The organism is Parundibacterium terreum (genome assembly GCF_014636315.1).
GTDB lineage: Bacteria > Pseudomonadota > Gammaproteobacteria > Burkholderiales > Burkholderiaceae_D > Undibacterium > Undibacterium terreum.
Genome location: NZ_BMED01000004.1, coordinates 516,475 through 530,136, shown reverse-complemented (window position 1 = coordinate 530,136; position 13,662 = coordinate 516,475). Strand labels below are relative to the sequence as shown.

The window sequence follows — 13,662 nt, the reverse complement described above, 5'->3', positions numbered from 1 at the left end:
GCTTTTGCTTCTTTCCCGTCTCATTCCGCTCGTAAAACTCGCTCTCAAACAACCCTGTTTCCTGCTGTTCGTTTCGCGTCATTTACTGCGTGTCGCGACGGGAGCCGAACTATAGCAAGCCACTTCTACACTGGCAAGCACTTTCTTCAATATTGTTTAGATTTTTTCGCGCCTGCCAGTTTGCACTTCATAAAACGTCGCTCTTTTACTACCCAACTACCGCTCTGCTATTACTTATTAGTGAAGTTCGCAGGACGCTTTTCCATGAAGGCCTTCATGCCTTCTTTCTGATCGTCGGTACCGAAGCTGCTATGGAACAGGCGGCGCTCGTATTGCACGCCTTCGGACAAGGTCGTTTCATAAGCGCGGTTCACGGAGTCTTTCACCATCATGATGATAGGCAGCGACATCGCTGCGATCGTATTCGCTGCCGCCAGAGTCTCTTCCAATAATTTTTCCAGCGGTACGATGCGCGAAACCAGGCCGGCACGTTCTGCCTCCACTGCATCCATCATGCGCGCAGTCAGGCACATATCCATCGCCTTGGATTTGGAGATCGCGCGCGGCAGGCGCTGCGTACCGCCGGCGCCGGGCAAAGTACCCAGCTTGATTTCCGGCTGGCCGAACTTGGCATTCTCTGCTGCGATAATAAAGTCGCACATCATCGCCAGCTCACAACCACCACCCAGCGCATAACCCGCCACCGCAGCGATCACCGGCTTGCGTATCTGGCGTATCTGCTCCCAATTGCGGGTGATGTAGTCATTCTTATAGGCATCCATATAAGTGTAGTTGGCCATCGCACCGATATCGGCGCCGGCGGCAAATGCCTTTTCACTGCCAGTGATGACGATGCAGGCGATCGCCTCATCCTTGTCAAAGGCCTTCAGCGCAAAACCCAGTTCATCCATTAACTGGTCATTTAAGGCATTCAGGGCCTTGGGACGGTTCAGCGTAATCAGACCGACCTTTTCCTTGGTTTCCACCAGGATATTTTGGTATTCCATAGCAACTCCTCTTGTTTGGATGATTTTTGCCGCATAGCCATCTATACATAGAGACAGCTATGGTTAGAACTCCCTTCATAAATAGGAGTGAATTCTAGACAGGCAGGAAGAATTCAGACGTAGATTGTAGCGTTTCAAGGCGAGAGCTTAGCACTAAATCATTTAATTAACCGACCAGTCGGTTTTTTAATTACAATCAAATTACAATCAGATCGCAAGCTTCTATTTCTTAGAAAGAGGATGCCTATATGCCTGAAATCCTGTTTTCCCGTAATGATGCAATTGCCACCATTACGCTAAACCGTCCGGATAAGCTGAACAGCTTTACCCGCTCCATGCATGCCGAACTAAGCACAGCACTGAGCCAGGTAGAGAATGATCCCTCCATCCGGGTACTGGTACTGACCGGCGCCGGGCGCGGATTCTGCGCAGGCCAGGATCTGGCCGACCTGTCTTTCACTCCGGGCGCAATGACCGACCTGGGTGAGTTGATCGACAGCCACTTCAATCCCCTGATACGCAGGCTGCAAGATTTGCCTATGCCTGTCATTGCCAGTGTGCGCGGCGCGGCCGCCGGCGCTGGCGCCAACCTGGCGCTGGCATGCGATATTGTGCTGGCCTCGCATTCAGCCAGCTTTTTACAAGCCTTTGCCAAAATAGGATTACTGCCCGATTCCGGCGGAACCTGGTTCCTGCCGCAAAAAATAGGCATGGCCAGGGCGATGGGACTGGCCATGCTCGCCGACAAGCTACCCGCAGAAAAAGCTGAACAGTGGGGGTTGATCTGGAAATGCGTTGACGACCGGGAGGACAAGGACGCACTAGACAAGGAAACCCAGGCGCTGGCAGCGCACTTGGCCAGCCAGCCGACCAAGGCGTTGGCCATGATCAAGCATGCGCTGAGGGCCAGCTTGCACAATACGCTGCCACAGCAACTGGCACTGGAGCGCGACATGCAAAGAGAACTCGGCAACTCGCATGATTATGCGGAAGGTGTGAATGCCTTCCTGGAAAAACGCGCACCGCGCTTTACCGGGGATTGATATGGATGAGGATCTGATTCCGCCGGAACCACCGTCGCCGGCCATCGTCGCCGCAGCCATGTATGCGCGCGATACCGCAGCGCAAAGCATGGGCATCAAGATCACCGACATAGAACAAGGCCATGCCATTGCCAGCATGCCGGTCAGGGCAGATATGATACAGGGCCACAGCACCTGCCACGGCGGCATGATCTTCAGCCTGGCAGATACTGCTTTCGCCTACGCATGCAATAGCCGGAACCAGGCCACCGTGGCAGCAGGCTGCAATATAGAATTTCTGAAGCCGGCATTTCTGGACGATCTGCTGACTGCCGAAGCTAGGCAGGTGACTCAAGCGGGTCGTAGCGGCATCTATGACGTGCTGGTCAGTAATCAGCATGGCGAGATTATTGCCACCTTCAGGGGCAAATCGGCAGCGATCAAGGGACAAGTGATCACGCCTTAGCTTATCCGGCAGCCGAAAAAGAATCAGCAACCAGACGTTGAGACGATGAGGGCAGCATGGGAGCAACAGCATTTCCACTGGAAGCAATAGAAACCGCCAGCCGCGACGAATTGCAGGCGCTGCAGCTACAACGGCTCAAATGGTCTTTGCGCCACGCGTATGACAATGTCGCCTACTACCGCGAAGCCTTTGATGCAGTTGGCGCCCATCCTGATGATCTGCATACACTGGCCGATCTATCCAAGTTCCCATTTACGACCAAGAAAAGCCTGCGCGACAACTACCCTTACGGGATGTTCGCAATCCCGCGTGAGCAGATCGTGCGCATCCATGCATCCAGCGGCACTACCGGCAAACCCACCGTCGTAGGCTATTCGCAAAACGATATAGATACCTGGGCCAATTGCGTGGCGCGCTCGATACGCGCAGCGGGTGCCAAGCCGGGCGACATCTGCCATGTCAGCTATGGCTATGGCCTGTTTACCGGCGGTCTGGGGGCGCACTATGGCGCAGAGCGCCTGGGCCTGACCGTCGTCCCCTTCGGCGGCGGCCAGACGGAGCGGCAGGTGCAGCTGATACAGGATTTCAAGCCGGACATCATCATGGTCACGCCATCTTATATGCTGGCGATCGCCGATGAGATGGAGCGCCAGGGTATAGATCCGTCTGCCACTTCGCTGCGGATAGGGATCTTCGGCGCAGAGCCGTGGACACCAGAAATGCGCAGCGCGATAGAAAAACGGCTAGCGCTGTCGGCAGTGGATATCTATGGGCTGTCGGAAGTGATGGGGCCGGGCGTAGCCAGCGAGTGCGCGGAAAGCAAGGATGGTCCTACCGTTTGGGAAGATCACTTTTATCCGGAAATTATCGATCCGGATACCGGCGAAGTGCTGCCGGATGGAGAATTCGGCGAACTGGTGTTTACCTCCCTGAGCAAGGAAGCCTTGCCCATCATCCGCTACCGCACCCGCGACCTGACCCGCCTGCTAGCGGCCAATCCTGCCAACGCAGGCCGCACCATGCGGCGCATGCAAAAAATCACCGGCCGCAGCGACGACATGATGATAGTGCGCGGCGTCAACGTCTTCCCTACGCAGATAGAAGAGCTGATACTGAAGCAAGCGGCGCTGTCGCCTCACTACCAGTGCGTGCTGACCCGCGAAGGGCCGCTGGATGCGCTGACAGTCAGGGTGGAAATGAAGGCCGGTGCGGAACCAGCCCAGGCAGACGCTGCAAGGCAAACCCTGATGCATGACATCAAGGCTTATATAGGCACATCCGCCGAGGTCGTCATTCTTCCCGTCGGCGGTATAGAGCGTAGCGTGGGCAAGGCCAAGAGGGTGCTGGACCAGCGCAATAAATAAGAGGCCGTTACGAAAATTACCCTGGCGTTGTTGCGCCTCCTAGCCGTGCTAAAGCACTGTCTTCGTCGGCGACGCCTAGCCAGGCTAATTTCCTAACAGCCTCCGACAAGATCAGGAAGCGGACTTGGGCAGCAGCAGCCACATCTGCCCGCGCTGCTTCATGCGTCCGGCCTGCTCACCCGCTTCGGAGCCGAAGCCCCAGAAGTAATCAGCCCTGACCGCGCCGCGAATAGCGCCGCCGGTATCCTGCGCCACCACCAGCTTTTGCAATAACTGCGTGCTATTCGGCTGTGTCGTCGCAAGGAACACCGGCGCACCCAGCGGCAGGAATTGCGCATCAACGGCAATCGAGCGCTGCGCTGTCAAAGGCAAGCCCTGTGCGCCTTTCGGTCCTATGCGCGGATCAGACAGTTTTTCTTCCTTAAAAAACACCACGCTGGGATTGCTGTTGAACAGCTCATTCTGGCGTGCAGGATTTTGCTTGATCCATTCCTTGATGCCCTGCGCCGACGCCTGGCTGGAAGTGAGCTCGCCCTTATCAATCAGGTAGCGGCCTATGGATTTATACGGGTAGCCATTCTGGTCTGCATAGGCGACCCTGACAGTCTCATTGCTATCGCTCAAATAAACGCGACCGGAGCCCTGCACCTGCAGGAAGAATGCATCCACAGCATCATCCACCCACAGCATTTCCTTGCCTGCCAGCGCCTGCTCGGTATCCGCGCGCGAAGCATATGGCACTACCTTGTTGCCGACCAGGCGCCCGCGCAAGCGCATATTCTTCAGTTCTGGATAGACACTGCCCAGGTCTATCGTTAGCAGATCTGCGGGCGTTCCATATAAAGGCGTCTGGTAAGCGCCGCCCCTGGTGCGGGAACCACGCAACAAGGGTTCGTAGTAACCGGTGATCAGGCCCTCGCTGCTGCCGTCCGGGTTGATCACCTGATACGGCGTGAACAGGGATTCAAAGAACACCCGCATCGCGCCGCCATCCTTGGCATCGATGGTCTTGGCAATCGAACATGGCTCCTTCCACTCCGGCTTGAAGCGCATCGCATTGCACGAACTCATGAAGACCGGCCATGTTTCTGTCAAATCATCGCTGCCCCAGCCCGGCAAGTCCGCAAAGGAAGCTGCCTTGAAATTGGCATGCGGCTTGGCTGTCGCCTGCGGGATAGGCGTTGCCGGCGGCGTCACTGGAGTGACCGGCTTGATCGGCTCTTTCAGTGAAACCGGGGTGGTACAGGCAGAAATCACGAGCAAGGCCGCCAGAGCGGGTAAAATTGACGAAATTTTATACATGGAAAGAAAAATATGTGGTTACTGGGACTGGAAGCCGGCGTAGCAATGTTTTTGCTGATCTTTATCGTCTGGTGGACTATGTTTAACGGCAAGAAGCCGAACAATCCGCCGCAACAAACAAAGCTGGATAACCAGGAAAGCAATCAGGAAAACAGCCAGGGGGACAACACCGCGCAATCGCAGGATGCATCCAAATAAACAAGCAGTATCAGTGCAGGGTGCGCGGCAAGGACAATACAAATTCCGGTATCGTCACATTAAACTGATGGCCGTCTTCGGCAACACAGAAATAAGTCCCGGTCATGCTGCCCTGCGGGGTAGTAAATGAGGTACCGCTGGTGTATTCAAAAGATTGCCCGGACTGCAGCAGGGGCTGATGGCCGACAACGCCCAGGCCCTTGACCTCCTGGCTGCGATTTTTTGCATCGGTAATAATCCAGTGGCGCGAAATTACCTGCGCAGCGACCGTGCCGGTGTTTTTTATCGTGATCGTATAGGCAAACACATAGTTGCCATGGTCGGGATCGGACTGCTCGTCCAGATACTGGGTCACGACCGACACATTCATTTCATACGCTGACATTCATTCTTCCTTGTTGTTTCCTGGTACTGCACTTATTGAATAGCTGATTGAATACCCGGCGTAAACCCTGGGCATCTTGCACAGGGCAATCAGTCCATTGCACACCAAAAGCCCTGCCATTGCAAGACCTGATCGGCGCACAAGGGTAAAATAGCGCATCTTTTATTGCCATTAGCCATCATGACAACTTATCGCATCGCCCCCAGCATCCTGTCCGCCGACTTCGCCCGCCTGGGTGAAGAGGTCCGCAATGTCGTCGCCGCCGGCGCAGACATGATCCACTTCGACGTGATGGACAATCATTATGTCCCCAACCTGACCATAGGCCCGCTAGTCTGCGAAGCAATACGCCCGCATGTGCAAGTGCCTATAGACGTGCATCTGATGGTCAAGCCGGTAGACCGTATCATCCCAGATTTTGCCAAGGCCGGTGCAAACATCATCAGCTTCCACCCGGAAGGCTCGGAACATATAGACCGCAGCCTGCAACTGATACGCGACCATGGCTGCAAGGCCGGCCTGGTGTTCAACCCGGCAACGCCACTGCATGTGCTGGAGCATGTAATGGACAAGCTGGATCTGATCCTGCTGATGTCGGTCAACCCCGGCTTTGGCGGCCAGTCCTTTATTCCACACACGCTAAAGAAAATCGCCGCAGTCAGGAAGCTGATCGATGCCTCCGGCCGCGACATCATGCTGCAGGTGGATGGCGGCATCAAGATCGACAATATCGCCGAAGTGGCAAAAGCCGGTGCCGACACATTTGTCGCCGGCTCGGCGATATTCGGCAAACCTGACTATACGGCCGTCATCAACGCCATGCGCGGCGAGCTGGCCAAAGTCTAAGCCAGTTTAGGCTCCCAAACATATGGCTTGCAGCGCCCGGCTGCGAGCCATATCCATACTCCCCAATAGCTGCGCCATAAACCAGGCCAATACAAGCATGTTCAAACATATCAAGGCCGTCATCATCGATCTGGACGGCACGATGCTGGATACCGCCCCGGATTTTCTCGTTGCCATCAACCGCATGCGCAAAGAATTCGGCCTGGAGGCCATCGACATCGTCACGGTCAAGCTGTTTGTCGGCAAGGGCTCCGAGAACCTGATACACCGCATCCTGGCGCTGGACTATGCCGAAGCGCAGATCATCCGGCATTTTGAAGCGGCGATGGCGTCTTACCAAAAACATTACCTGGCGATCAACGGCGACTATAGCGCCTTGTATCCGGACGTGATCCAGGGCCTGCAAGCCATGCAGGCGAAAGGCCTGCGGCTGGCTTGCGTTACCAACAAGCCCATTGCCTTCGCCACCCCTTTGCTGAAAAAGAAAGGCCTCAGCCCTTACTTTGAGCTGGTGTATGGCGGCGATTCGCTGGCGCGCAAAAAACCCGACCCCATGCCTTTGTTGCAAGTTTGCACAGACTTTGACCTGCCTCCCGCGCAAGTCCTCGCCATAGGGGATTCGTCCAATGACGCCATCGCCGCCCGTGCAGCGGGTTGCCCAGTGCTAAGCGTTCCGTACGGCTACAATCACGGCGAGGCTATACAAAATATTCGGAGTGATGGTATAGTCGAAACCTTATTGGAAGCAGCACGACTGATTTCAATTGATTAGTTGTAGAAGCTGTTGCGAAATTAGGCTGGCTAGGCGCGACGACGAAGACAGTACGAGTAGTACGGCGAGGAGGAGCAACAACGCCAGCGTCATTTCTCAACAGCTTCTTATTTTTAAATAGCTAAGAACACACCTAACGTTCACTATCCATAGAATGTTTCTCGATAAAAAACGTCCCGCAATCACACCAGGCACTTTTGAGGCCTGGCTATGGCGACGCTGGCAATTCTGGTCTAACTAACCACACATTTGCCGCGAAAGCTTCTGCACACCCCTAGCAAAAGCCTTTTGCACGTTTTATCAAATCGTCTTATCCGCCCCAACTCCACCCATCGTGGATGCTGTGAGTCCACAAGGGCGGCAGAAAGAGAACCATGACCGAACTCGAATTCAAATCGCTGGCCGCGCAAGGCTACAACCGTATCCCTATGATCGCGGAAGCCTTCGCCGATCTGGAAACGCCGCTGACGCTGTATCTGAAGCTGGCGCAAACCCAGCAGGGTGGCAAGAATACCTTCCTGCTTGAATCTGTAATGGGTGGCGAACGCTTTGGGCGCTATTCCTTCATCGGCCTGCCCGCCTCCACGCTGATGCGCAGCTACGGCACACGCAGCGAAGTGGTGAAGAATGGCGAAGTGGTGGAAACCATAGAAGGCAATCCGCTGGACTTTATTGCAGAATTCCAATCCCGCTTCAAGGTTGCACTGCGCCCCGGCATGCCGCGCTTCTGCGGCGGCTTGGCCGGCTACTTCGGCTACGACACGGTACGCCATGTAGAAAAACGTCTCGCGCATTCGACACCGAAAGATGATCTCGGCCTGCCCGACATCCAGTTGCTGGTGACCGAAGAACTGGCCGTCATCGACAACCTGTCCGGCAAGCTGTACCTGATCGTATATGCAGACCCTACCCAGCCGGAAGCCTATTCCAAGGCAAGGCAAAGGCTGAAGGATTTGCGGGCAATGCTGCGCAGGAGCGTGGATGCACCGGTTACTTCGGCATCCGTCCGTACCGACACTATCAGGGATTTTGCCAAGGCCGACTATATCAAGGCAGTGGAAAAAGCCAAGGAATACATCATGGCCGGCGACCTGATGCAGGTGCAGGTAGGCCAGCGCATCAAGAAACCTTATGTGGATGCCCCACTGTCGCTATACCGCGCGCTGCGCTCGCTAAATCCTTCGCCCTACATGTATTTCTATAATTTTGGCGACATGCAGATCATCGGCGCATCACCGGAAATCCTGGTGCGCAACGAAACCCTGAGCGACGGCGACAAGAAAGTGACGATACGTCCGCTGGCCGGCACCCGCCCACGCGGCGCAACGCCGGAACGCGATGCCGAACTGGCCACCGAACTGCTGGCCGACCCCAAGGAAATCGCCGAGCATGTGATGCTGATCGACCTGGCCCGCAACGATATAGGCCGCATCGCCCAGACAGGCAGCGTCAAGGTCACCGACCAGATGGTGATAGAGAAATATTCCCATGTACAGCACATCGTCTCCAATGTCGAAGGCAAGCTGCAAGCCAACCTATCCAACCTGGATGTGCTGAAAGCCACCTTCCCGGCCGGCACCTTGTCCGGCGCGCCGAAAGTGCGGGCGATGGAATTGATTGATGAACTGGAACTGACCAAGCGCGGCATCTATGGCGGCGCCTGCGGCTACCTGTCGTTTGGCGGCGAGATGGATCTGGCGATTGCCATCCGCACCGGCGTACTGAAAGACGGCATGCTGTATGTGCAGGCCGCAGCCGGTGTCGTCGCCGATTCGGTGCCCGAGATGGAATGGCAGGAAACCGAAAACAAGGCGCGCGCAGTCATACGTGCAGCGGAACAAGTGCAAGACGGCCTGGATGGAGAGATTTAAATGCTGCTGATGATAGACAATTACGATTCCTTCACTTACAACCTGGTGCAGTATTTTGCCGAGCTAGGTGAAGATGTACGTACCTACCGCAACGATGAAATTACTCTGGATGAGATCGCCGCATTAAAGCCTGACCATATCTGCATTTCCCCCGGCCCCTGCACGCCGCGCGAGGCAGGCATCTCTGTCCCCCTGCTGCAGCGCTTTGCTGGCGAAATACCCATCCTCGGCGTATGCCTGGGACACCAGGCCATAGGTGATGCGTTTGGCGGCAAGGTCATCCGCTCCAAACAGGTGATGCATGGAAAAACATCGGTCATCGCCCACACCGGCGTCGGCGTTTTCAAGGATTTGCCCAGCCCGTATACCGTCATCCGTTACCACTCTCTGGCGATAGAGCGTTCTTCGCTGCCGTCCTGCCTGGAAGTTACCGCATGGACCGAAGATGGAGAAATCATGGGTGTGCGCCACAAGGAATTCAATCTGCAAGGCGTGCAGTTCCATCCTGAATCCATCCTGTCCGAACACGGACATGCCTTGCTGAAGAATTTCCTGCTGAGCTCCACTGCGACAGCCTAAACCTCTATCGGACCTATCATGACTATCACTCAACAAGAAGCCTTGATGCGTTGCATTGAGCACAGGGAAATATTCCACGACGAAATGCTGTCGCTTTTCCGCAAGATCATGGGCGGAGAAATGTCCCCCATCATGATCGCTGCGCTGACAATGGGCTTGCGCGTCAAAAAGGAAAGCATAGGCGAGATCACCGCAGCGGCCCAGGTCATGCGCGAATTCTCGACCAAGGTGCCGATGGCCAATACCAAGAACCTGATCGACATCGTCGGCACCGGCGGCGATGGCGCATCGACCTTCAATATCTCTACCGCATCGATGTTCGTCACTGCAGCGGCGGGCGCGCGCGTCGCCAAACATGGCGGCCGCAGCGTATCCTCATCGTCCGGCAGTGCCGACGTGCTGGAGTCCTTCGGCGTCAATATCAACCTGAACCCTGAACAGATCGCGCAATCCATCGCGCAGACCGGCATAGGTTTCATGTTTGCGCCGAACCACCACGCAGCGATGAAGCATGCAGCGCCAGTGCGCAAGGAACTCGGTGTCAGGACCATTTTCAATATCCTGGGACCGCTGACCAATCCGGCATCGGCGCCGAATATCCTGATGGGTGTTTTCCATCCTGACCTGGTTGGCATACAGGTGCGCGTGCTGCAAAGGCTGGGGGCGGAGCACGCTATTGTGGTCTGGGGCCGCGACAATATGGATGAAGTGTCGCTGGGTGCGCCGACCATGGTTGGCGAACTGATCAATGGCGAAATCCGTGAATACGATATCCATCCGGAAGACTTCGGCCTGCAGATGGTGTCCAACCGCAATCTGAAAGTAGCCGGCTCGCTGGAATCCAAGGAAAAAATCCTGGAAGCGTTGAACAATATCCCTGGCCCGGCTACTGACATCGTCGCACTGAATGCGGGCACCGCTATCTACGGCGCCGGCAAGGCTGATTCCATCGCCGATGGCGTCAAGAAAGCCCAGGAAGCGATACGCTCAGGCGCGGCCCGCGCCAAGCTGGAACAGTTCATCCAGGTCACACAGCAGTTGGGGGCCTAATGTCGGATATCCTGAATAAAATCCTCCATGTAAAAAAAGACGAGGTGGCGGCTGCCAAAAAGCATCGTTCTCTGGCCAGCTTGCGTAGCGACGTGGAATCCAATCATGAAGCGCGCGCCAGCCTGCGCGGATTCGAGGCCAGCCTGCGCAGCAAGATAGATGCCGGCCAGGCCGGTGTCATCGCCGAGGTCAAGAAAGCGTCGCCGTCCAAGGGTATCTTGCGTGCCGACTTCCGTCCTGCCGAGATCGCCGCCAGCTATGCAGCGCACGGCGCAGCATGCCTGTCGGTACTGACCGACGTGAACTTCTTCCAGGGCTCGCCGGAATATCTGCAGCAGGCACGCGCCGCCTGCACTATCCCCGCCTTGCGCAAAGACTTCATGATCGATCCCTACCAGGTCTACCAGGCCCGCGACTGGGGTGCGGACTGCATCTTGCTGATCGTTGCGGCGCTGGACCACGGCTTGATGGCAGAGCTGGAAGCCTGCGCACACGAACTGGGCATGGGCGTGCTGGTGGAAGTGCACGGCGGCGAAGAGCTGGATGCCGCGTTGAAACTGAAGACAGCCATGCTGGGCATCAATAACCGTAACCTGCGCACATTTGATGTGTCCCTGGACAATACCTTGGCGCTGCTACCGCGCATCTCCGCTGACAAGCTGGTCATCACTGAATCCGGCATCATGAACAGCGGCGATGTAAAACGCATGCGAGACGCCAATGTACATGGTTTCCTGGTTGGCGAGGCATTCATGCGGGCGGACAATCCGGGGCAGGAATTGCAAAGGCTGTTCGCCTAGGCTCCACCCCACACGCAGTGTAAAAAGTAAAAAGCCGCATCAGCCAGACTGGCGATGCGGCTTTTTCTATGACAGAGCTATATCTTGCGCTCTTAAGCTTTACGTCCCTTCATCAGGCTCGGGCGATATGCCTGCAGAGCATAAGCAGGCTTGCGCTTGCCGCCTGCTTTGACTTCATCGGCGACGGCAAACTGCAAGGCCGGTACGTCATCGGCCTGCAGGCGTGCATCCACGGTAAACAATTCATCGCGGCGGAATGCATGGATCTGCAAAGTCGTGCCCACCGTGTAGCGTGCCAGCGCACTGTTCAAGCCATCAGCCGCATCCGCCGGGCCTACGCGCAAGCCATTGATGGCAATCAGGATATCCCCTGCCGATAAACCGGCCCGGTGCGCCGCACGGCCTTCGTGCACATTGGCGAGTTTCACGTCATTGCCATCACGCACTACCCGTACACCCAGCCCCGGCTTGGCTGCGCTGCGTTTATCCGCCAGCGTCACGCCAAAGTCTGCATACAGAGCATCCAACGGCAAGTCTTCGGTACCACGCACGTAGCGGTCAAAGAAGCGTTTCAGTTTCAAGCCCGTGACCTGTTCGATCAGCGCTTCGATCTGGTTTTCAGGCAAACCCTGCTGTTTACCGGACAAGGCTTTTTGATAGAAGTCGCGGCCATAGGCTACCCACAAGGCACGCATAACATCGTCCAGCGATTTCTTGCCACCGGTTTCCGCGCGTATCGTCAGGTCCAGTCCCAATGCCACCAGCGAACCCTTGGTGTAATAGTTGACGATTGCATTCGGCGAATTTTCATCCTGGCGATAGTATTTGGTCCATGCGTCAAAGCTGGATTCCGCCACGCTCTGCTTGCTGCGACCGGAACCGCGCGTCACCGCGTTGACGGTTTTGGAAATCAATTTCAGATATGCGCTCTCGTCGATCACATTGGCGCGCACCAGCATCAGGTCATCGTAGTAGCTGGTAAAACCTTCAAACAGCCACAACAAGCTGGTGTAATTTTCTTTTTGCAGATCGTAATCTGCAAACGCAGCAGGCTTGATGCGCTTGACGTTCCAGGTATGGAAATATTCGTGGCTGCACAGGCCCAGGAAATTGCGGTAGGCATCGCTCATTTCCGCCTGGTGCTGGACCGGCAGATCGTTGCGCGAGCAGACCAATGCGGTAGATGCCCTGTGTTCCAGACCGCCATAGCCCTCACCGACCACCATCGTCATGAACACGTAACGGTCCATAGGCGCGCGCTTGCTGCGAGGCTCGAAGAAGGCGATCTGGGTTTCGCAGATTTTTTTCAAATCAGCCGTAATGCGTGGCAGGTCCAGGTTAGGCGCCTTGCCGGTAACGACGAAATCGTGCTGTACGCCAAACGCTTCAAAGCTTGCCAGCGCAAACGTGCCCATCTCCACCGGGTGATCAATCAGCGCATCATAGTTCTCGGCGATATAGCTGCCGAAGCCATAGCGCTTGGCCTTCAACTCCGGCAACGACGTGGCAACACGCCATGCCTTGCAGGACTCATCATCGGCCTTCTGGATATCCACGACGTGGGATACTGACTCTTGCCCCAGCACGCGCAGGAAAACGCTGGTGCCGTTGAAGAAGGCATGGCTTTGGTCCAGATGCGCTGCGCGCACCGACAAATCCCAGGCATAGACTTCATATTCCAGCGTCAAGGTGCCGGTGCAAGGCGCGGCCTGCCAGCTATCCTTGTCCAGCTTTTTCAGGGCGACCTTCTTGCCATCGCTGTGCGCACGTATGCTGATGATGTTGCGGGCAAACTCACGCACCATATAACTGCCAGGTATCCATGCCGGCAGAGAGAAACGCTGGCCTTCTGCATCCGGAGTGGCGACGTGTAGAGTCACCTGGAAAATATGCCCGGCCAGATCCTTGGGCACAATTGCATACTGTATCGGGTGAGCTATTGCTTTGCTGCGCTGGCTTGTGGCCGCTGTCTTTGTCTTGTTTTGCAAGATTTTCTTCAT

The 13,662-nt window shown here is 55.9% G+C and carries 14 protein-coding genes; 10 read left to right on the top strand and 4 right to left on the bottom strand.

Features of this window, described 5'->3' with window-relative positions; translation table 11 throughout:
• Positions 1-230: 230 nt before the first annotated feature.
• The gene (locus tag IEW12_RS20830; RefSeq protein WP_188568012.1) at positions 231-1,007 is read right to left on the bottom strand and encodes an enoyl-CoA hydratase; all 777 of its coding nucleotides are present in this window, start codon (positions 1,005-1,007) and stop codon (positions 231-233) included.
• A 248-nt stretch (positions 1,008-1,255) separates the two neighbouring features.
• Between IEW12_RS20830 and paaG the strand changes: the two genes are divergently transcribed.
• Genes paaG through paaK form a run of 3 tightly spaced genes read left to right on the top strand, consistent with a single transcriptional unit; the run spans position 1,256 to position 3,859 of the window.
• Positions 1,256-2,050: a 2-(1,2-epoxy-1,2-dihydrophenyl)acetyl-CoA isomerase PaaG gene (gene paaG / locus IEW12_RS20825; protein ID WP_188568011.1), complete on the top strand. Its 795-nt coding sequence runs from the start codon at positions 1,256-1,258 to the stop codon at positions 2,048-2,050.
• A gap of 1 nt (position 2,051) precedes the next feature.
• Positions 2,052-2,495, top strand: coding sequence for a hydroxyphenylacetyl-CoA thioesterase PaaI (gene paaI / locus IEW12_RS20820; protein ID WP_188568010.1), 444 nt, complete (start codon positions 2,052-2,054; stop codon positions 2,493-2,495).
• A 56-nt stretch (positions 2,496-2,551) separates the two neighbouring features.
• Positions 2,552-3,859: a phenylacetate--CoA ligase PaaK gene (paaK, locus tag IEW12_RS20815; protein WP_188568009.1), complete on the top strand. Its 1,308-nt coding sequence runs from the start codon at positions 2,552-2,554 to the stop codon at positions 3,857-3,859.
• Positions 3,860-3,970: 111 nt separating this feature from the next.
• Here paaK and mltA read toward each other — a convergent pair whose 3' ends face one another.
• Positions 3,971-5,161, bottom strand: a complete 1,191-nt coding sequence (mltA, locus tag IEW12_RS20810; protein ID WP_188568008.1) for a murein transglycosylase A — start codon at positions 5,159-5,161, stop codon at positions 3,971-3,973.
• A gap of 12 nt (positions 5,162-5,173) precedes the next feature.
• Here mltA and IEW12_RS20805 point away from each other — a divergent pair, with 12 nt between their 5' ends.
• Complete coding sequence (locus IEW12_RS20805) at positions 5,174-5,359, top strand: hypothetical protein (protein ID WP_188568007.1); 186 nt, start codon at positions 5,174-5,176, stop codon at positions 5,357-5,359.
• A gap of 10 nt (positions 5,360-5,369) precedes the next feature.
• On the opposite strand, the gene apaG is transcribed toward IEW12_RS20805, so the two are convergent.
• Positions 5,370-5,744 (bottom strand): Co2+/Mg2+ efflux facilitator ApaG/CorD, encoded by a 375-nt coding sequence (gene apaG, locus IEW12_RS20800; RefSeq protein ID WP_188568006.1) that lies wholly within the window; start codon positions 5,742-5,744, stop codon positions 5,370-5,372.
• 180 nt (positions 5,745-5,924) lie between these two features.
• On the opposite strand from apaG, the gene rpe reads away from it, so the two are divergent.
• The 6 genes from rpe (at position 5,925) to trpC (ending at position 11,662) form a co-directional block, all read left to right on the top strand.
• Positions 5,925-6,590: a ribulose-phosphate 3-epimerase gene (rpe, locus tag IEW12_RS20795; protein ID WP_188568005.1), complete on the top strand. Its 666-nt coding sequence runs from the start codon at positions 5,925-5,927 to the stop codon at positions 6,588-6,590.
• 97 nt (positions 6,591-6,687) lie between these two features.
• Positions 6,688-7,362, top strand: a complete 675-nt coding sequence (locus IEW12_RS20790) for a phosphoglycolate phosphatase (protein WP_188568004.1) — start codon at positions 6,688-6,690, stop codon at positions 7,360-7,362.
• A gap of 374 nt (positions 7,363-7,736) precedes the next feature.
• Positions 7,737-9,233, top strand: a complete 1,497-nt coding sequence (trpE, locus tag IEW12_RS20785; protein WP_188568003.1) for an anthranilate synthase component I — start codon at positions 7,737-7,739, stop codon at positions 9,231-9,233.
• Positions 9,234-9,812, top strand: a complete 579-nt coding sequence (locus tag IEW12_RS20780; protein WP_188568002.1) for an aminodeoxychorismate/anthranilate synthase component II — start codon at positions 9,234-9,236, stop codon at positions 9,810-9,812.
• A gap of 18 nt (positions 9,813-9,830) precedes the next feature.
• A complete protein-coding gene (gene trpD / locus IEW12_RS20775) occupies positions 9,831-10,862 on the top strand; it encodes an anthranilate phosphoribosyltransferase (RefSeq protein ID WP_188568001.1) in 1,032 nt (343 codons plus the stop codon).
• A complete protein-coding gene (gene trpC, locus IEW12_RS20770; RefSeq protein ID WP_188568000.1) occupies positions 10,862-11,662 on the top strand; it encodes an indole-3-glycerol phosphate synthase TrpC in 801 nt (266 codons plus the stop codon). The genes trpD and trpC overlap by 1 nt, the downstream gene beginning before the upstream one ends.
• 92 nt (positions 11,663-11,754) lie before the next feature.
• Here the strand turns inward: trpC and IEW12_RS20765 are convergent, their stop codons facing one another.
• Positions 11,755-13,602 (bottom strand): M61 family metallopeptidase, encoded by a 1,848-nt coding sequence (locus IEW12_RS20765; RefSeq protein WP_188568058.1) that lies wholly within the window; start codon positions 13,600-13,602, stop codon positions 11,755-11,757.
• Positions 13,603-13,662 lie beyond the last annotated feature (60 nt).